This window comes from Paenibacillus sp. FSL W7-1279, from assembly GCF_037969845.1.
In the GTDB taxonomy this organism is placed as follows: domain Bacteria; phylum Bacillota; class Bacilli; order Paenibacillales; family Paenibacillaceae; genus Paenibacillus_AQ.
This window is the reverse complement of the sequence record NZ_CP150215.1, coordinates 5889433-5908922: the sequence shown is the minus strand read 5'-3', so window position 1 is coordinate 5908922 and position 19490 is coordinate 5889433. Positions and strand designations below refer to the sequence as shown.

Annotated in this window: 18 protein-coding genes; 15 read left to right on the top strand and 3 right to left on the bottom strand. The window is 52.8% G+C overall.

Going from position 1 to position 19490, the window contains the following annotated elements:
* Positions 1–11 precede the first annotated feature (11 nt).
* The 12 genes from MKY82_RS26665 (at position 12) to MKY82_RS26610 (ending at position 12815) form a co-directional block, all read left to right on the top strand.
* Positions 12–1025: an ABC transporter substrate-binding protein gene (locus tag MKY82_RS26665; protein WP_339294743.1), complete on the top strand. Its 1014-nt coding sequence runs from the start codon at positions 12–14 to the stop codon at positions 1023–1025.
* Positions 1026–1046: 21 nt separating this feature from the next.
* Complete coding sequence (locus MKY82_RS26660; RefSeq protein WP_339294742.1) at positions 1047–1820, top strand: ABC transporter ATP-binding protein; 774 nt, start codon at positions 1047–1049, stop codon at positions 1818–1820.
* Between the two features lie 36 nt (positions 1821–1856).
* A complete protein-coding gene (locus MKY82_RS26655) occupies positions 1857–2699 on the top strand; it encodes a sulfurtransferase (RefSeq protein WP_339294741.1) in 843 nt (280 codons plus the stop codon).
* A 211-nt stretch (positions 2700–2910) separates the two neighbouring features.
* Positions 2911–3759: an AraC family transcriptional regulator gene (locus MKY82_RS26650; RefSeq protein ID WP_339296721.1), complete on the top strand. Its 849-nt coding sequence runs from the start codon at positions 2911–2913 to the stop codon at positions 3757–3759.
* Positions 3760–4044: 285 nt separating this feature from the next.
* Entirely contained in the window at positions 4045–4815 is a 771-nt protein-coding gene (locus MKY82_RS26645; RefSeq protein WP_194544256.1) for a glycoside hydrolase family 16 protein, read from the top strand.
* Positions 4816–5038: 223 nt separating this feature from the next.
* Entirely contained in the window at positions 5039–5917 is an 879-nt protein-coding gene (locus MKY82_RS26640; protein WP_339294740.1) for an AraC family transcriptional regulator, read from the top strand.
* A gap of 134 nt (positions 5918–6051) precedes the next feature.
* Positions 6052–7005: an ABC transporter permease subunit gene (locus MKY82_RS26635; protein WP_145036885.1), complete on the top strand. Its 954-nt coding sequence runs from the start codon at positions 6052–6054 to the stop codon at positions 7003–7005.
* A gap of 22 nt (positions 7006–7027) precedes the next feature.
* The gene (locus MKY82_RS26630; protein ID WP_194544254.1) at positions 7028–7921 is read left to right on the top strand and encodes a carbohydrate ABC transporter permease; all 894 of its coding nucleotides are present in this window, start codon (positions 7028–7030) and stop codon (positions 7919–7921) included.
* Between the two features lie 73 nt (positions 7922–7994).
* Positions 7995–9662 (top strand): extracellular solute-binding protein, encoded by a 1668-nt coding sequence (locus MKY82_RS26625; RefSeq protein WP_194544253.1) that lies wholly within the window; start codon positions 7995–7997, stop codon positions 9660–9662.
* Positions 9663–9766: 104 nt separating this feature from the next.
* Positions 9767–10759: a BadF/BadG/BcrA/BcrD ATPase family protein gene (locus MKY82_RS26620; RefSeq protein WP_194544252.1), complete on the top strand. Its 993-nt coding sequence runs from the start codon at positions 9767–9769 to the stop codon at positions 10757–10759.
* Positions 10744–12060 (top strand): 6-phospho-beta-glucosidase, encoded by a 1317-nt coding sequence (locus MKY82_RS26615; protein WP_339294739.1) that lies wholly within the window; start codon positions 10744–10746, stop codon positions 12058–12060. Before MKY82_RS26620 ends, MKY82_RS26615 begins: the two co-directional genes overlap by 16 nt.
* 236 nt (positions 12061–12296) lie before the next feature.
* Positions 12297–12815 (top strand): DinB family protein, encoded by a 519-nt coding sequence (locus MKY82_RS26610; RefSeq protein WP_339294738.1) that lies wholly within the window; start codon positions 12297–12299, stop codon positions 12813–12815.
* A 77-nt stretch (positions 12816–12892) separates the two neighbouring features.
* On the opposite strand, the gene MKY82_RS26605 is transcribed toward MKY82_RS26610, so the two are convergent.
* Positions 12893–13921 (bottom strand): LacI family DNA-binding transcriptional regulator, encoded by a 1029-nt coding sequence (locus MKY82_RS26605; protein ID WP_216530540.1) that lies wholly within the window; start codon positions 13919–13921, stop codon positions 12893–12895.
* A 326-nt stretch (positions 13922–14247) separates the two neighbouring features.
* Between MKY82_RS26605 and MKY82_RS26600 the strand changes: the two genes are divergently transcribed.
* Positions 14248–15297 (top strand): 2,3-butanediol dehydrogenase, encoded by a 1050-nt coding sequence (locus MKY82_RS26600; RefSeq protein ID WP_339294737.1) that lies wholly within the window; start codon positions 14248–14250, stop codon positions 15295–15297.
* Between the two features lie 105 nt (positions 15298–15402).
* Here MKY82_RS26600 and MKY82_RS26595 read toward each other — a convergent pair whose 3' ends face one another.
* Both MKY82_RS26595 and MKY82_RS26590 read right to left on the bottom strand, forming a co-directional pair.
* Positions 15403–16407 (bottom strand): iron ABC transporter permease, encoded by a 1005-nt coding sequence (locus tag MKY82_RS26595; RefSeq protein WP_339294736.1) that lies wholly within the window; start codon positions 16405–16407, stop codon positions 15403–15405.
* Between the two features lie 2 nt (positions 16408–16409).
* The gene (locus tag MKY82_RS26590; RefSeq protein WP_339294735.1) at positions 16410–17450 is read right to left on the bottom strand and encodes an iron ABC transporter permease; all 1041 of its coding nucleotides are present in this window, start codon (positions 17448–17450) and stop codon (positions 16410–16412) included.
* A gap of 149 nt (positions 17451–17599) precedes the next feature.
* On the opposite strand from MKY82_RS26590, the gene MKY82_RS26585 reads away from it, so the two are divergent.
* Both MKY82_RS26585 and MKY82_RS26580 read left to right on the top strand, forming a co-directional pair.
* Positions 17600–18616 (top strand): iron-hydroxamate ABC transporter substrate-binding protein, encoded by a 1017-nt coding sequence (locus tag MKY82_RS26585; RefSeq protein WP_194544248.1) that lies wholly within the window; start codon positions 17600–17602, stop codon positions 18614–18616.
* A 56-nt stretch (positions 18617–18672) separates the two neighbouring features.
* A complete protein-coding gene (locus tag MKY82_RS26580; RefSeq protein WP_339294734.1) occupies positions 18673–19365 on the top strand; it encodes an RNA polymerase sigma factor in 693 nt (230 codons plus the stop codon).
* Positions 19366–19490: the final 125 nt, after the last annotated feature.

Sequence of the window (19490 nt, the reverse complement as noted above, 5' to 3'; positions counted from 1 at the left end):
GAGAGATTCATATGAACAGAAGGAAAATACGTCCATACATCATAGCGCTTGCGACGTTATGGTTAATCGCCATAACGGCCGGCTGCGCAAGCGGCACGGATAGCGGCAAGGGAGCAACCCCCACAGAGGCCGGAGAAAGCGCTGCGGGAACCAAGCTGGAGAAGATCCGTTACGCGCCGCTTAGCGGCGTCAGCGGATTGGCGGTGTCCTTCGGGGCGGAGAAGGGATTCTTTGAGGAGGAAGGACTCGACGTCGAGTTTATTACCACCAAGGACCCGATAGCCGGTCTGACCAGCAAGGACATTGACGTGGTTGACGTAGCCACGACGACAGCGATTGTGGCAGCGGGCAAGGGCGCTCCCGTCAAAATCGTCTCCTCCATGTTCCGGACCAAAGGCCCGTTCTACCTGATTGCCTCGCCGGAGATCAAGACGGTGGAAGACCTGAAGGGCAAGAAGGTGGGCATCGCCGTGTTTGGCAGCGGACTGGAGGTGTATACACGAGTCATTCTGAAGGAGCATGGCTTGAAGCCGGAGGATGTAACCTTCATTGCTAACAGCACGCATCAGGCGGCTTATGCGAGTTTGGAAACCGGACAGGTAGACGCCACCATCATCCATGAGCCGTTTGCTTCTCTCGCGGAGAAGCAGGGAAAAGGCCATATCATCGCTACAGGTTGGGATTACCTGCCGACCTTCCACACCGGGGTGCTGGCGGCGCGTGACGGCATATTGAACGAGAAACCGGAATTGGTCGAGAAGCTGCTGAGGGCTTATTTCAAATCGCAGGAATATGCGAAGAGCCATCCGGACGAGTATAAGGCGTACTATCTGAACCATATCGAGATTGATCCCGAGGTGCTGGATCTGGCGCTGGAACGTGAAGAGGTGCTGTGGGAGAACAACCCGGACGTGGACATCAACGCGCTGAACGATACCCAGCAGATTCAGAAGGAGTTAGGCTTCCAGGATGAGATTTACAAGGTGGAGGACATTCTGGACCTGAGGTTTATTCCGAAAAAATAAAGTGTGGCAGGAGGCGTTCCTATGTCGGGATTTACGGTAGAAAATGTCTCGAAGGTCTATGACGGCGATCTTCCTACGATCTCGCTTCAACATATAAACTTGCAGGTCCGGGATGGCGAATTCCTGTGCATTCTCGGGCCGAGCGGCTGCGGGAAAAGCACCCTTCTCGAGCTGCTGGCGGGGCTGCAGCTTCCGACGGAAGGCGAAATTTTGCTGGATGGCGCGAAGGTTCAAGGACCCACGCGGAGCTCAGGGGTCGTATTCCAGGATGCATCCCTGTATCCGTGGCGTACCATCTCGCAGAATGTCGGCCTTGGGCTGGAGCTCGCCGGCATGAAAAAAGCGGAGCGGCAAACGCTCGTTGACAAATATCTGAACATGGTCGGTCTGCAGGGATTCGGTTCCAAATATCCCCACCATCTGTCGGGAGGCATGCGGCAGCGGGCAGGGATCGCTAGGGCGCTTGTAAGCAGTCCCAACATCCTCCTGATGGACGAGCCGTTCGGAGCGGTGGACCATTTGACTCGGCTTCAGCTCCAGCAGGATCTGCTCCGCATATGGCAGGAGGAGAAGAAGACGGTGGTGTTTGTGACCCATGACGTATCCGAAGCCGTCTTTCTGGCGGACAGGGTCGTCCTGCTTTCCCCGCGTCCCGGGCGCATTCACCACATTTTCAACGTTCCCCAAGAGCGTCCGCGCAAGCGGGAGGATGTCGGTCTCCTAAAGATTCAGAACGACATCTACTCTGCAATCTATGACGTGAAGACAGAAGAGGATTTGGAATTTACGATTTAACAACAACTGCTGGAAATCAGAAGGGACGTGGAGCTATTGTCAAATCTCGTAAGCAAGGAATGGGTGCTGGAGCAGCTGGAGTCGAACCCGGATCAGCTGGTTATCGCGGATGTCCGATTCAGCTCGGGCAATGAGGGATACGGGCTCGAGGCTTATCAGCGTGAACATGTGCCCGGGGCTGTATTCATTGATTTGAAAAAGGATCTGACGGATCCTCCAGGCGAGCATGGCGGGCGGAGTCCGCTGCCGCATCCGGAGGAGCTGGCCAGGCGACTCGGCAATCTCGGAATCGATGCAAGTACGCCTATCGTTGTCTATGATGATGACCTCCGCCCGGAAGGGGCGCGGTTATGGTGGATTTTGAAATACCTGGGCCATGAATCGGCATATATATTGGATGGAGGTTTCGCAGGCTGGAAGTCAGCCGGGTATCCGCTCATCTCGGGGAAAATCGAAGTGACGCCGCGTTCTTTCCAGTCAAGCGTGCAGAAAGATTGGCTGGCTGATGTGAACGAGGTGAGGGCGAAGCTTGGCGCAGCCGGCGTGACCCTGCTCGATTCAAGGGACTGGAAGCAGTTCACGGGAGAAACGGCGCCGCTGGATCCGGTAGCCGGACATATTCCGGGGGCGGTGCACGCCTATTGGAAGGACGGTATAGATGAAGACGGAACACTGAAGAGTGCAGAGCGGCAGCTTGAGCGTTTTGCAGGAATAGCTCCAGATCATGAAGTGATTGTGTATTGCGGCTCCGGGCTGTCCGCGTGCCCGAATGTGCTGGCTTTGCAAGAAGCGGGATACCGCAAGGTGAAGCTGTATGCGGGCAGCTGGAGCGACTGGATCAGCTATAAGGATCATCCGGTGGCCATTGGGAACGTGTAAAGCGGGAGAGCCTGCGTCTGACGCGGGGGCATATCAAAATAGATAACATATGGAAGGTTTGTCGACCAGATCACTGGAGGCATGGCAATGAAGCCGTGCCTCTTTGTTGTTTTTTATGCCGTGAAGGCAGGAGTATTATGCTCCACATTTTGCATTTGGCATTTGGCTGGAAGCATTTTATTTGAGGCGGGAGGGATTTCGTGTGAAGGAAATGGTCTTCGAATATGCCGATATGAAGTACTCCATACCTTCGGATATGGAAACAAGGGGTGGAATCTGGATTCTGCGTACGGGCCGGAGCCGGGTCAAACCCCACTATTTCGTAGGCCCCAAAGTATCCGAAAATTATGCGCTGCATTTTGTTCTGAACGGAATGGTTTCACTGGCTTACGGGGACGAGGAGGTTACGCTGTCGGCAGGGGATGTCTTTTGCCTGTTTCCTCATACGAGGTACAGCTACTGGGAGCCGAACGGCCATCTCGAACCGACGCTGCGCATGCAGTGGGTCGTGTTGGATGGAGGATTGACCGACATGGCTTTGAGCCGGATTGGGCTGCATCCAAGCAAGCCTTATGTGCAGAACGTGATGAAGGGTGAGCTGCAGACGGTGCTCGATCAAATGAATAGGTGTGTTAACAACGATACCATCGGAAACGAGTTTGCACGACAGAAATGGTTATACCGGCTGTTTGAGCTGCTGGCGGGTGCCGCGGTCCAAAAAGGGAGTAAATCGAACTGGCTTGAGCAAAGCGTCCATTATATGGATTCCCATTACATGGAGGGGATCACCGTTACGGATGTGGTCGAGCATGCCGGCGTACACCGGACGCATCTGTACTGTGAATTCATTCGAGTGTACGGCATCAGTCCAAGCCATTATCTCATGAAGCTGCGGATGGAGCGGGCAGCGGTGCTGCTGACTGAAACCGACGTATCCGTCACGGAGGCGGCTTTTTCGCTGGGATACTCCAACCTCCACACGTTCTCGAGAGCATTCGCTAAATATCACCACGTGTCGCCTACCTCGTATCGGCAGCAGCATGTGCCGGTTCCAATTTAGTAGTACATAGGAGAGGATATGCATAACAAGACTGTAACAGGGAGAAGCAAAACCTGCTGCAGTCTTTTCGCTTGGAAAGGCAGCAAGTGCCGTTAAATAGTGTCGTTTTATCCTTAAAATGGCTGAGATTTCCAAAATATTTGTGTGTACGATAGAATGGATCCACCATTCCCGGTGGTTATTACATCCATTTGATGGAGGGAGGTCTTAAAGAGATCAGAGATTACGGAAGCACGGATGTTCTTGCTTGCATTCACTCTACATTTCAAGAAAGAGGTGTTGTTCATGAAAAAGCTAAGTGTGTTCAGAAAGAAAATGACGACTGTACTTATGGCTGGCAGCTTGTTGTGCGGATTGTTGGTACCGATTCAAGCGTCGGCTGCCGACGTTGCATTTAATGAGCCGCTGAATGGCACGAACCCTAATCTGTTCTATACTTCCGATGGATGGGGGAATGGCCCGGATTTCGGGGTGGGCTGGAAGGCGGCAAACCAGGAGTTCTCAAACGGAATTATGGCTTTACGACTGGACAATGCGGGATGTCCTGCGAGCTGCTCGGGCAAATCCTATGCTTCCGGTGAATATGCGACACATCTAAAGTACGGTTACGGCCGTGTTGAAGCGCGGATCAAAGCGGCCAAGGGAACGGGCTTGGTTACGAGCCTTTTTACGTATTCCGGTCAAGCCACAGGCACGTCCAATGACGAGATTGATATTGAAATCCTGGGGAAAGACACCACGAAGATGGAAACAAATTATTTCACCAATGGGGTAGGTCAGCACAGCACCATCATCAATTTAGGGTTTGATGCGTCGCTCGATTTCCATAACTATGCGTTCGAATGGTCGCCATCATCCATCAAGTGGTATGTAGACGGCCAACTGGTCCACACGGAGAATGGCTCACGCGGGGCGCTTCCGACTAGCCCGGGCCATATCATGGTTAACCTATGGTCGGGATCGGGACCGGCCGAGATATGGACCGGGAAGTTCAATTACCCGGGTTCGCCGGTCCGTGCGTACTATGACTGGATCAAATTCACGCCGGCCAACTAGTTTATCGGGTATTCAGCAGGTTTTGATCAGGTATGTTGAAGTTTCCTTGATCAGCATCCGCTTATTGTTCTGGAATCATCGCACCAACAAGCTGCCCCAGGTCAGAAATGACATTTCGGGCAGCTTTTTATTTACAACTATGGAACATAGATGATAGAGTCTTTCACAAGAAATGTATGGATGCAACGCTTACAAAAAAATATCGGTTATGGAGGGATTTATCATGCCATCGATCATGCGGGAAGAAGCGATACCGAAGGAAAAAGTAATATTAGCCAAGAATTATCCGGTTTTTGTCGCCGATACGATTGGCGTGACCAGCCCCTATCAAAAGCTTCATTGGCACAACGTGCTGGAGATAAATTACATTAAATCCGGTACGGGTTACTACATCATCAATGGGCAAAAATTCGAATTCCAGCAAGGGGATGTACTGCTCATCAACTCGAATGATCTTCATTGCGCTTACGAGACGAAGGATCTTGTCATGACCGTCATTTCATTCGATTCGACTTGGTTTATCCATAACCTCCGGTTCGATCCGGAGCTGTTCAGCCCGTTCCGCGAGATGGGCAAGCATTACATGAACCTGATCCCCCGCGACCACCCGGCGATGGGTAAGCTGCGTTCGCTGCTGTTTGAGCTGCAGAAGGAGCATGTGGGGGAACAGCGGTCTTACGCTACGATAGTATACTCGCTTCTGCTTCAGTTCCTGGCTACCGTAAACCGGGAGTGCCGGATCGAAGGGGAGGGCGGGAGCGAACCCAGCATCAGCGAACGGCAGCTGGAGAAAATGCGTCAAGTCATCATGGTGATGGAGCAAAATTTTGCCCACCCCTGGACGCTGGAGGAATTGGCTTCCCTGGTCTATCTCAGTCCTTCCAGGTTCAGCGAAATATTCAAGCGTGCGGTCGGGATGCCGCCGCTCTTGTACCTGATCCACATTCGGCTGGAGCAGGCGGTCACGATGCTGGAAGGAGGACATATGAAAGTGATGGACGTCGCCCTGGAATGCGGCTTCCGTACGCTGACCAACTTTAATCGGCTGTTCAAAAAGCACATCGGCATGACGCCGAAGGCTTCACAAAAGCAACATTCCTAAAAACCAGTGAAATAGTGCTGGTTTTTGCTTGTTTTAGCAGAGAAATGAGCCTGGTCAGGCGATACAATAAAGTGGCAAGCATCTCAAGAATATGTCAATAAACCTAACACAAAATATTAAAGGGGGAGATGCCAGTGCCGCAAATCGGGATCGACAGCAGGGCGGAGACGCATGTGAAGAAAGGCCGCTTGCGCCGCTTTCTGAAGCAATGGGATATACAGCTGATGGTGCTTCCGGCCATGATGTTCATTCTGGTTTTTAGCTACATTCCCATGTACGGCGTGCTCATGGCGTTCCAGGACTACAGTTTGTTCAAGGGGTTTCTGAACAGCCCGTGGGTCGGCTTCAAGCATTTTGAGATGTTCTTTGGGGCTCCGGAGTTCTGGACCATTATGCGGAACACTCTGGTCATCAGCCTGCTGAAGCTGTGCATCGGGTTTCCTGCACCGATCCTGCTTGCGTTGATGCTGAATGAAGTAGGGAGGCATTCCTTCAAAAGAATCGTCCAGACCATCAGCTATCTGCCTCACTTCTTGTCGTGGGTCATCGTCTCGGGCTTTGCGATTTCCATTCTGTCCACGGACAACGGCAGTCTGAACATTCTGCTGCAGAAGCTGAGCCTGATCGATGAACCGATCAATTTTCTATCGGAGCCGAAGTATTTCTGGAGCATCCTGACGGTAACGAATGTGTGGAAGGAGATCGGTTTTTCCTCCATTGTGTATTTGGCGGCCATTGCGGGCATCAATCCCCAGCTGTATGAAGCGGCTTCCATTGACGGTGCGAGCCGTCTGAAGCAGATCATCTCCATCACGATTCCGTCCATCATGCCGATTATCGTTGTGTTCTCGATTTTGGCGATCGGCAATTTCCTGAATGCCGGTTTTGAGGACATTTTGCTGCTGGCCGGCAATCCGGTATTGCGGGATGTCAGCGACGTGCTGGACACGTACGTCTACCGGATCGGCATTCAGAACAGCCGATTCTCCTACGCTACGGCGGCAGGTCTATTTAAGGCAATCATCAGCGTCTTGTTATTGGCCGGAGCCAACTACTGGGCCCGACGATCGGGGAACAGCCTATGGTAGGGAAGAAAGGGGAGAGATGTTTATGAGGCTGTCAAACGGAGACCGGGTATTCGTTGGGTTCATCTACGGTTCTTTGGCATTGCTGGCATTTATCGCGCTGTACCCATTCTGGAACGCGGCCATCATCTCGTTCAACTCGGGGACTGACACGATGAGGGGCGGCATTACGTTCTGGCCACGCGAATTTACGCTGGAGAATTACCGCGTCGTGTTCAAGGACGAGCGCCTCATTGACGGGTTCGTCATCTCGGTGCTCCGCACGGTCATCGGTACGCTTCTATCCATTGTAGCAACCGCCATATTCGCTTATGGCATATCCAAGCGCGAGTTGATGGGCCGAAATTTTTATATGGTCACTTGCATCGTAACGATGTACTTCAGCGGCGGACTCATTCCGAATTATTTGCTTATTCGGGAGCTGGGCCTGATGAACACGTTCTGGGTTATGGTCATTCCAGGTATCATCAGCGTGTGGAATATGATCATATTCCGGACGTTCTTTAAGGGCATCCCGCCCGGCCTTGAGGAGTCGGCCCATATCGACGGTTCCTCGAACTGGGGCGTATTCTTCCGAATCGTGCTTCCGCTATCGGGACCGGTCATTGCGACGCTGTCGTTGTTCACGGCCGTATATCATTGGAATGATTGGTTTGCGCCAAGCATTTACATATCCAACGCGGATCTGCTGCCGATACAGACGAAGCTTCAGCAGATCCTCAATGCCAATATCATGATGGAACAAATGCAGAACATGGATGCGGCGGCGCAGGGCCGGATGAGCGCGATGAAGGCCGTAACGACCAAGTCCTTGTCCATGGCGACCATGATGGTGGCAACCGTCCCGATCCTGTGCGTATATCCATTCGTTCAGAAGTATTTTGTGAAGGGTGTGTTAATCGGTTCTTTGAAGGAGTAATTCACCAGCAACCTTGCCAAGGGTTTGAAGCGGCAGCTTTGACCATAGATGAATCATGAAGGGAGCACTTGGAATGAAAAAAAGGGGAAAAAGGCTTCTATCTGCATGGTCAGTCACGCTTGTCATCGTTATGGCTTTAACGGGATGTTCGGGTTCAGGAGGTAACTCAGCAAGCCCGGAGAAGGAGAGCCCAGGCTCGCAAAACAAGGAGAAGCCAGCCGGAGAGGATATCTTTGCGCTGGGAGAGAACCCGCTGGAATTTTCGTTCTACGGCCACTATGACTGGTATACCATGCCGGATTGGGGTGCGGATCCGGCAACCAAGTGGATCCAGGAGAACAAGAAGGTCAACGTGGTCCCGGTCAGCTCCGGCGGCGTTGCCAAGAACAAGCTTAGTACGATGATTGTGTCCGGGGAGCTGCCGGATGTCATATGGATGGAGCGGGGTGCGGAGGTTGAGAGGCTTCGTGCCGAGGGCATGCTGGTGCCGTTCGACGATTATCTGGATAAATACCCGAATTTGAAAAAATGGGCCGGGGAGTCCACGCTCGATTTGCTTCGCTCGCCGGACGGCAAGCTGTATCAATTCCCGAACTGGTATACGACGCAGCCGAACGGCAATGCCGGCTATCTCGTCAATAAAAAGATTTATGAGGAGCTCGGATCGCCAAAACTGGAAACGCCGGATGATCTGTACGCCTATCTGAAGCAAGTGAAGGCGAAGTATCCGAATGTCGTTCCGTTGGAGGTAGGCCAATCGGCAGCGGGCGTGGACATCATGGTGTCGGCTTTTGCCGAGAATCGCCCGTATACGTTCAACAGTATGATTGCCGTACCCCAAGGGGATCAACTCGTGTCGCTGTTCACGGATCCCGTTTATCGCGAGCTGCTTCAATATATGAGCCGATTGTACCGCGAGAAACTCATTACGCAGGATGCCTTCACACAGAAGCTGGAGCAAGTTGAACAGAAGATTCTGAGCGGCAATGTGGCAGTATATGTGGCATCCAGCCCTACCGAGTTCGGTTCCAAGGGCAACAATCTACTGAAGGCACAAGACCCCGATGCTGGTTACATCATGATATGGCCGGTCCACAAGGAAGGATTGGATCGCAACAAAATTTTCCCGGGCGACTACAAACAGCTTGGCTGGAACGTCAGCGTCATTACGCAAGCGGCAAAAGATCCGGAAGCTATTTTCGCGTTCCTGGATTGGTTTACCGGTCCCGAGGGCCAGCGGACGATCATGTGGGGACCTGAAGGTTTGTACTGGGACGGGACGGACGAAGAGGACATGCCGCTGTTCACCGATAAATTCACCAGCGATGCGAAGGGACGCGATGAGCTGATGAACGCCACGGTCAACTTCCAGTGGAACGGCAACACGGTGTATGTCGACAATTCCAAGATGAAATTCGAATCCACGCTCCCGCCGGAGAAGCGGAACTTCGAAACGTATTGGCAATCGGAGATTACCTGGAAGACGCAGATGAACACGACGGAGTACGTTAATCTCGATCCGGCAGGCGATTCGGAGGAAGGCATTATTGCACAGCGCGTGTTCGAAATTTATGAGCAGGTTAGAGCCAAGGCGATCAGCTCGGCCTCCTCAGATCAGGAAGTGCTCTCGCTTCTGGATAAGGCAGAGGCGGATGCGCAAAAAGCGGGTTATGACAAGCTGTTGAAGTACAAAACGGCAAAATGGCAGGAGAATAAGCAGAAGCTGGAAGCATCGAAATAAACGTCACGGCGAAGCCGTCGTTCTTTCAGGGGCTTGCGGAATATCCGCTGGCATTCCTTGGGCAGGACGGCTTCATGAGCCGGGCATCATAGGAGAGATCATACTTGAATTACTACTTGGGAGTCGATGGCGGAGGAAGCAAAACGCTGGCCGTCGTGGCGGACGAGACGGGACGAATCGCAGGAAAGGGAATGGGCGGCTGCGGCAACCATCAGCTTGGGGCAGCGCTTGCGGAATCCAGCATCAGGCAGGCCGTGGAAGAAGCGCTTGGGCAGGCGGGACTACAACGAGAAAATATCACCTGTGCGTCTTTCGGGCTCGCAGGAGCCGACCGCGAGGCGGATTTCCGCATCTTGCGGCCCATGATCGGCGCCATGGGCTTCAAGAAACACCATATCGCATGTGATACCGTCATTGCCATGCGAGCCGGCACAAGACAGAGGGACGGCGTTGTCCTAATATGCGGCAGCGGAACGAACGGTTACGGCGTCAACGCGGCAGGCGAGGAGGTTCAGATCGGAGGATTCGGTTATGCGTTCGGCGATTTCGGTGGAGGCGCTGACCTTGCCGTCGAGGTGTTTCGGACGGTCGTTCGTTCCTGGGAAGGCCGTGAGAAGCCGACTTCTTTGACGCCGCTCACGCTGGATGCGCTTAGATTCAGCAGCGTGGAGGAGATGTTTCACCGATTTTTGGACGAGGGCAGAAGGGCGCCGCATACTTTGGCGAAGCTGCTGTTTCAAGCTGCACCCGTGGATGAGGCTGCAAGAAAGATATTGGAGAGACAAGGGATGGAGCTGGGGAAGGTCGCCAGCGCGGTTATTCATAAGCTTAACATGGGCAATGACGCCTTCGACGTCGTGCTGGCAGGCAGCGTCCTGACCAGGGGAGAAAGGGAATATGTCGTTCCGTATATCGAGTCTCAGGTTCTTGCGGCAGCCCCGAATGGCCGGCTGCGCATTCTGGACCTTGAGCCGGCAGCAGGTGCCGTCCTGCTCGCAATGGATGATAGCGGCGTCGTTCCGGGCACTGCCGTGTATGAACAATTGCAGCAAGAGCTTGCCGTGAAGGAGAGGAATGTGGAATGGGCACTGGATTGAAGGTTGCTGTTATCGGTGGTGGATCCTCGTATACCCCAGAGCTGATTGAAGGTTTCATCCGCCATTATGCGTCGTTTCCGGTGACGGATATCGTCCTCGTGGATATCCCGGAAGGCCGCCGTAAGCTCGAAATTGTAGGCGGCCTAGCCCAGCGAATGATTGAGCGAAGCGGATTGCCGATTCGTATTACGCTAACCTTGGACCGTAAGGAAGGTCTGAAGAATGCCCATTATGTATCGACTCAGATGCGAGTCGGGCTGCTGGAGGCCAGAGGCTGGGACGAAACGATTCCCTTGAAATACGGAATGCTCGGGCAGGAGACGACCGGAGCCGGCGGCATGATGAAGGCTCTGCGTACGATACCGGTTCTTCTGGATATATGCAAGGACATGGAGGCATTATGTCCGGACGCCTGGTTGTTGAATTTCACCAATCCCGCCGGGATGGTAACGGAAGCCATCATGAAGCACTCCGGCATCCGCTCCATCGGTTTGTGCAACTCCCCCATCGCCGCTTACAAATGGCTGTCCGGGCTTTACGAGGTGCCGGCGCAGCGCATCTACTGCGAGTTTGCCGGATTGAATCATCTGCACTGGATCAGCCGAATTGAGGTTGACGGGAAGTCGAAGCTGGAGGAGCTACTGGCTGCAGGCGGGAGCTATTCTGCCGGCAACGTGCCTCAGTTGGCCTGGAATGATACGCTGATTCGGGCGATGAGTGCGATTCCGTCCTATTATTTAAAATATTATTACCTCCATCGCGAGATGCTGGAGGAGCAGCAGGCTGCCGCGGTAAGAGGGGAGACAAGAGCCGAGACGGTCCAGCGTCTTGAGGAAGAGCTGTTCGAGATTTACGAGCAGCCGGGGCTCGCGGAAAAGCCGAAGCAGCTTGAGCAGCGCGGCGGTGCTTATTACTCCGAGGCGGCCGTCAATCTGATGAAGGCTATTCATACGGATAGCGGTGAGATTCAGACGCTGAATGTCATGAACGGCGAGACGCTGGACTTCCTGCCGGCGGATGCCAGTATCGAGGTGAACTGCGTCGTGACGAAGAACGGTGCGGTTCCGGTGCCGGTCGAGCGAGTACCGACTGCGGCGGTGGGCCTGATCCAAGCCGTGAAAACCTACGAAAGTTTGGCTATCGAGGCGGCAGTAACGGGAAGCAGAGAGAAAGCGCTGCTCGCGCTTAGCGTTCATCCGCTCATCGATTCCGTTGGTGCCGCGGAAGCGATGCTGGATGAGATGCTGGAGCGGAACCGTTCGTATCTGCCGCGATTTTTTCAGGAGCAAGAAGTTCGGTAAGCGGTGACTGAGGTTTAATACATGAAGGCGATCCCCTCTTTTCAACCGAACACGTTGAGTCTGGTGCGATTAAATGAGGCGTTTGAGATGTTTTTTATGCTAGAATAGCATCAGATTATTTTCAGGAGGCGTTCGAGATGAAAACAATCATCATTCACGGGCAAACTTATAAGGGGATTAACGCATAATTGCCCTTAAACTGCGTGCTTCCCCGCTATGAAAAGGGGAACAACGATTTGAAAACATGGATATTGAAGCAGTACGATTATCACGTATGGGCTAACCGGAAGGTTCGCGAATATTTGCAGGGACTTTCGGAAGAGGTATACCGCAAGGAGATTGTCAGCGTCTTTCCATCCATTTATGACACGATGGTGCACGTCTATGTCATGGATTCCGGCTGGCTGGCATTCTTTAACGAGGGCGGGGTCACGGAGATGTCGCCTGCGTACTTGGAGAGTCTGAAGGATTCGATCGCTCGGTTGGTTGCGGAGACGGAAGGCAAGCGAATCAAAGAATTGGGCCAGTTAATGGACGATCTGGCGGTGCGCTTCAGGCTTTTCATTGAGCTGCATGAGGATTTGGAAACCGTCTATCCTTCCGGAAACTTTAAAGCCAGCTGCCTGGATTATATTCAGCATTTGGTCAATCACGGGACGTATCACCGAGGGAACGTTACCGCCATGCTCCGCCAAATCGGACATCCGGGAACGCCCACCGACTACGGCTATTACTTATATACCCTAAGTCATTAAGCGCAATTTTGTAAAAAATGGGAAAGAGCCTGGGACTCCGCGTTCCAGGCTATTCTTTACGGGCTGGGTTGCTGACCCTAGTCGGTTGTTGCGTTTCGTATAACGGATACGCTGGATTCCCTGACGATGAGCCTCGGTTCGAATTGCACGCGTTCGTATTGGCCCGACTTTTGCTCGCGAAGACGCTTAAGCAGCAATTCCGTAGCCAGCCGGGCTACTTCATCGCCCATGATGGACACCGAGCTGATCTGAGGCGTCGTGACGGTGGTCCATACATTGTTATCAATGCCGACGACGGCCACATCATCGGGAACCCGAACCTGCAGCTCTTTAAAACGGTTGACGATGCCGATCGCAACCATATCGTTTACCGCATAGATGGCGTCCGGCATATGCTTCAGGCCATAGAAATAGTCCGCCGCACGAACCCCCGTTTCAAACGAGAAATCCTCCCCGAAATAGACAAGCGACGGATCGACTTGCGTCAGCGACTGCTCATAGGCCCAGTACCGCTCTTCGATTTTATCTTTGGGCGCACCCGCGTAGGCAATGCGGGTCCGACCGATTTTCAGCAGATGCTCCATGACAAGCCTGCCCTCCTGGCGTGCCAGGCCGACGATATCGGCTTTATACTCATCCCCCAGCTGTTTCCCGTAATTAATGATCGAGACGGGGAGGCTGGATTTGTTGATCAGGTCGCCCAGCGTTTTCGGATAAGCCAGCGGCATGATAATCAAGCCGTCTACGTGCAGCTTCTTGATATCTCTCACGATTTCAAGCTCGTTACGGGCATTTCCGGCCGTATTGATCTGAACGACCCGATATCCGTGCTGCTTGGCGGTCTGTTCCACCGACCAGGCGATTTCCGGGATGATTGCATTTCGGATGTCAGGCACGGCCAAGGCGATTTGATTCGTCTGCCGAACCTTCAGGCTTTGAGCCGATGTATCCGGACTAAATCCGATTTCTTCGATCACCTGCATGATCCGTGCTTTCGTTTTCGGACTGATCCCCTTGCTGTCGTTGATGGCTCGGGACACGGTGGCAATGCCAACGCCCGCTTGTTTGGCGACATCTTCAATCGTCACTTTTTTGGGATTCACCATATTCAAAAAGTCCTCTCTATTTCGGAAACGTTTCCTGTTATTAATCTGATACTAAATCCTGATGGAGTAATATCTATATTATAACATTAAGAATACCTTCAATTCATGGAACACCTCGGCAAAGAAAAGAGGCAAGGCTGAAGTGGGCGCATAAAAAGCTGCAACTCCTTAAAAAAGTCGATGTACCCTGATCACCGGTTGTCCATGACTTTTCATACATTATAGTCCATCATGTTTGACAGATTGTCAAAACTGTGACATATTTGTTTTCGGAAACGTTTCCTGTTTTGTTTTTATTTTTTCGAACCCATAAGGAGATGAAGACAATGCAAGCATTGCGCTGGCATGGAGTAAAGGATCTGCGTTTGGAGACCATTGCGGAGCCGCAAGCTACGAGTGGAAAAGTGAAAATCAAGGTTGAATGGTGCGGGATTTGTGGCAGCGATCTCCACGAATACGTAGCCGGGCCTATATTTATACCTGAGAATACGCCTCACACCCTTACCGGAGAACAGGCTCCGGTGGTTATGGGCCATGAGTTTTCCGGCCAGGTGGTAGAGGTTGGCGAAGGCGTTACGAATTTCAAGGCCGGTGACCGCGTGGTTGTTGAGCCTGTATTTGCATGCGGAAAATGCGAAGCTTGCAGACAAGGCAAATACAATCTGTGCGACGAAATGGGCTTTCTCGGCCTTGCCGGCGGTGGCGGCGGATTCTCCGAATATGTCGCCGCGGATGAGCATATGGTTCATAAAATTCCGGACAGCGTCTCCTATGAGCAAGGGGCTTTGGTAGAGCCTTCGGCAGTCGCTTTGTATGCCGTACGCCAAAGCCAGCTCAAGGCAGGGGATCGGGCGGTCGTATTCGGTGCGGGGCCGATCGGTCTGCTTGTCATCGAGGCATTGAAGGCAGCAGGGGCGTCCGAGATTTACGCCGTGGAGCTGTCGGCTGAGCGTAAACAAAAGGCTGAAGAATTGGGTGCCATCGTGATTGATCCGAAGGCTTACGATGTGGTTGAGGAACTTCATCGCCGGACCGGCGGCGGGGTAGATGTCGCATTTGAAGTGACGGGTGTTCCGCCTGTACTGAATCAAGCGATTAACTCTACAAAGATAGGCGGGCAGATTATGATTGTGAGCATCTTTGAAACCTCCGCTCCAATCGTGCCGAATGACATCGTGATGAAGGAGCGCAATATTACCGGAATCATCGGTTATCGCGACGTATTCCCGGCTGTCATTAGCCTGATGGAAAAAGGATTCTTCCCTGCGGATAAGCTGGTCACCCAGCGGATCAAGCTGGATGAGGTTATCGACCGGGGCTTTGAGGCTCTGCTTAAAGAGAAGAACCAGGTGAAGATCCTGGTGAGTGCTCACTAAACGCAGTAACGCATTTGCACAAGCTTTAGCACATTATACAAAACAACGGCGATTACCTCCGAATGGATTCGGGAGGTCATCGCCGTCTTTTTTAAACTCATTCAATTAATCCTTGATCAACAAATAAATAAAGTAGGGTGCTCCGAGACATGAAACGACTAATCCTACAGGAATCTCGGAAGGGGCCATTAGGTTCTTGCCGATCATATCGGCCACAAGCAGCACCAGTGAGCCGAGCAGCGCGGAGACCGGCAGCATTCGCTGATGACGGGGCCCTACCAGTTTACGCGCCAGATGCGGAGCAACCAGTCCAAGAAACGCGATGCCGCCGCCTACGGCCACGCAGGCGCCAGCAAGGGCAACGGAGATGAACAGCAGCGTTCTTCGCTCGCGTTCTACCGTGACCCCAAGTCCCGCTGCCGTGTGGTCCCCCAGGTTGAGCACATTCAAATGTTGCGATTTATACACCGCCCAGGGAATCAGCAGAAGGATCCACGGGAGGATCGCAACGACATATTCCCAGCTTGCGCCCCAAATGCTTCCGGACAGCCAGATGGTAGCCTGCATGAAATTGTTAGGGTCCATCATGAGCTGGAACACGATAATAAGCGCGCCGAAAGCCGCGTTGATGCCAATCCCCACAAGCACCAGCCGGATCGGCGTTACGCCTTGCTTCCAGGCCAGCGAATAGATGAGAAAGGCGGCAAGAAAAGCACCGAATAGGGCGGCAAAAGGCATGATATAGACAGACCATATGCCTGAGCTGAACGAGCTGCCTTGGAAATAAAAGATATACATCACGACGGCCAGTCCTGCTCCGGAATTAATGCCTAGGATGCCCGGGTCTGCCAGCGCGTTCCGCGAAACACTCTGCAGAATAGCACCGGAGACGGCGATTCCCGCACCGATCAGGATGGCAATGACCATGCGGGGTAAACGAAAGTGCATCAGAACGGTATAATTTTGCTCAGATGCCGTCCCGTTGAATGCTTTGATGACCTCAGCGAGTGGGATTTTCATCGTTCCCATATTCAGGCTGACCAGAAACACGGCTAATATGGCCAGCAGCAGGATCATCGACACGGACATGATTTTTCGCGTTGTATTCATCGTTACAGCCCCCTCCCTTCCCGACGTGCAAGATAGAGGAAGAAAGGAACGCCGATCATGGCCGTAATTGCGCCAACAGGCGTCTCGAACGGTGGGTTAATCATCCGCGCCCCCACATCGGCAAACACCAGCAGAAGTGCTCCCATGACAGCAGAACAAGGGATGATCAGCCGATAGTCGGGACCTACGATGAAGCGAACGATATGCGGGATGACAAGCCCCACGAATCCGATCGTTCCGCCCACAGCTACCGCTGCGCCCGTGAGGAGCAGCACAACGAGCGTGCCCAGAAACTTCACGGTTCCTGTTTTTTGGCCAAGCCCGGTAGCGACCTCTTCGCCCAGGCTCATGACGGTAATGGATCTGCTGAGTGCGAGTGCAATGAGCAGCCCGATGATGGCGACAGGGATCAGAAGCTGCACGTTCACCCACTGCACGCCCGACACGCCTCCGGCATACCAGAAGCTGATATCCTTGGCAACGTTAAAGCGGATGGCAATGGCCGAGGAAATCGAGCTCAGGAGCGCGGTTACGGCAGATCCGGCCAGAGCCAGCTTGACGGGCGTCAGGCCCCGTTTGGATAACGAGCCGATGAGAAGCACGAGTCCGGCCCCAAGGCCTGCACCGGTAAAAGATAGCAGCATGAGCACGGTGTTGGATGGCGACTCCATAAAGGCAAACCCGATCGACATCATGAAAGTGGCACCTGCGGTGACTCCCATAATGGAAGGGGAAGCAAGCGCGTTTCTTGTCATGCCTTGCATGATGGCTCCGGAAACCGCCAGGGAACCGCCGATCAGTGCAGCTGCCAGGGCCCTCGGCATGCGCAGTCTTTGGATAATCTGGTGCGATGTGGAATGGGCATCGAAACGGACAAACGCCTCCCATATGGTGGACAGCTTAATGTTCGAAGCACCATAGATAATCGAGGATGCCATCGCGGCAGCCAGCAGACCAAGCCCCAGCAGAATGACGGCCGCGGCTGTCTTGGGACGATAAATGGATTTTGCGGTTGATTTGTTAATGGGCTGATTTGCTTGCATAGTCACCTAAACCTTCGTGTTGATAAAAAAATAAGAATGAAAGTATTGTAATTGAGAATGAATTTCATTATCATGGTTATATTATATCACTTCATCCCAAGATTGCTAGTGATCTAACAGAAAAAATATACATAAAGGGGACCTGTACAATGAGTCGATTTAAGAAAAAAATATGGATAATCGCAGGACTATTGGCAGCTTTCACGCTGCTTGCTGCTTGTGGAAATAGCAAGGACGCAGCCGGGAACGAGCCAACGGAGGCGCAAACGCCAAGCGAGCAGAACGGCGGCAGCGAAGCGAAGCCGGAGGAAGGAAGCGCGGAAGCCAAGACAGAACGAACACTGACAGACGCCATGGGTCATGAGGTGAAAATTCCAGCCGAGCCGAAACGGGTGATTGCTTCTTACTTGGAGGATAACCTGGTGGCGTTAGGAATTACCCCAATCGCGCAGTGGTCGGTCAAAGGCGGAAGCGTCCAGGATTATCTGCAGGATTCATTGAAGGATGTGCCTACGATTGAGCATGATCTTCCCTTTGAAGCGGTAGCGAGCTTCCAGCCGGATTTATTGATTATGGACTCGGCTTCCATGGTAGAAGGCAACAAGTACAGCCAATACGAGAAGATTGCTCCAACCTACGTCATCGGCAATGAGGTCAATAACGATTGGCGCGAAGAGCTGAAGAAAGTAGGGGAAATCTTTGGCATGGAGGAGGAAGCGCAAGCGGCACTCGATCAATACGAGCAGAAGGCAAAGGAGGCCAAGGAGAAAATCCAGCAATCGATCGGCGGTGAATCTGCTGCAGCGATATGGCTTGTCGGCGGTAAATTGTTCGTCGTAAGCGAGACATTGTCCAGCGGAGCCGTTATGTACGGCGACTTGGGACTTACGGTACCGGACGTGGTGAAGGAAATTTCGGCATCGGCTACGGGCAACTGGTCCTCCATTTCCCTGGAGAAATTGGCCGAGCTCGACGCGGATCATCTGTTCTTTATTAACAGCGACGGCGAAGGGGCGGATGTGCTTCAGGATCCGCTCTGGGCGAATATTCCGGCCGTTAAGAACGGCAACATCTATGAATATGGAAAAGAAACAAGCTGGCTGTATACCGGTACGATTGCCAACGGCCAGATCATCGATAACGTGCTGGAGAGTTTGGTGAAATAAACGCTGTTAGATCGAGCCAATCAGCCGCCTTCCCACATTAGTGGGGAGGCGGTTTTTTGTATGGATGCGTATATGGAACAGGGACGGAGCAAACATTCAGCAGGAAAACGTGCGCACTCGCAGAACTAATTAGCGAGGTGGGAATGATGATGCCGAAGTATATGCCGGACTTATCCAATGTGCAGGTGAAGCTGCACCGGTACTGTATGAGAATCTCAGGAGATCCATGGGAAGCGGAGGATCTGCTGCAGGACGTCATGATAAAGGTGATGCGAGCCGTTGAAACCGATCCTGGAAAACATCTGTCCAATGCCTATTTATATCGCATCGCAAGCAACGCGTGGAAGGACCGACTGAAGAAGGATAAGCCCGGAACGAGGGTTTCCCAGGACGAGTTAGCAGATAGGGCGGCCGAGGATGACGGCTTATCCACCAGGGAGCTCTTGGAGGCCTTAGCGGACCGGTTGTCCCCACGGGCGATGGTTATTTTGCTGCTGATGGACGTTTTTGATTTCACGGCCAGGGAGACGGCTGATTTTCTCTTCATGTCGGAAGGGACGGTTCAGGTGTCGCTCGGACGTGCGCGAACCAGGCTGAAGAAGCTGCATCGCTTGCAGCAAACAGGCATGGAACCTAAGCCGCAAGAGAAAGCCCGGGCAGGCACAGCGGCAGGACTGGATATGGATGGGCTTGTGGAGGCTTTTCGGAAAAGGATCCCAAAGCCATTTGTACCTCGTATCTCCAATTGACGAAGCTGCGAATAAGAATAAGCAAATTGAGCCGGGTTGGCGGAGTCCTTGCATTTTATATGGAAGATCCGGATGGAAATGTATGGAAACTTACGGAATAAAACATTATATTTGGACGCTGTTTG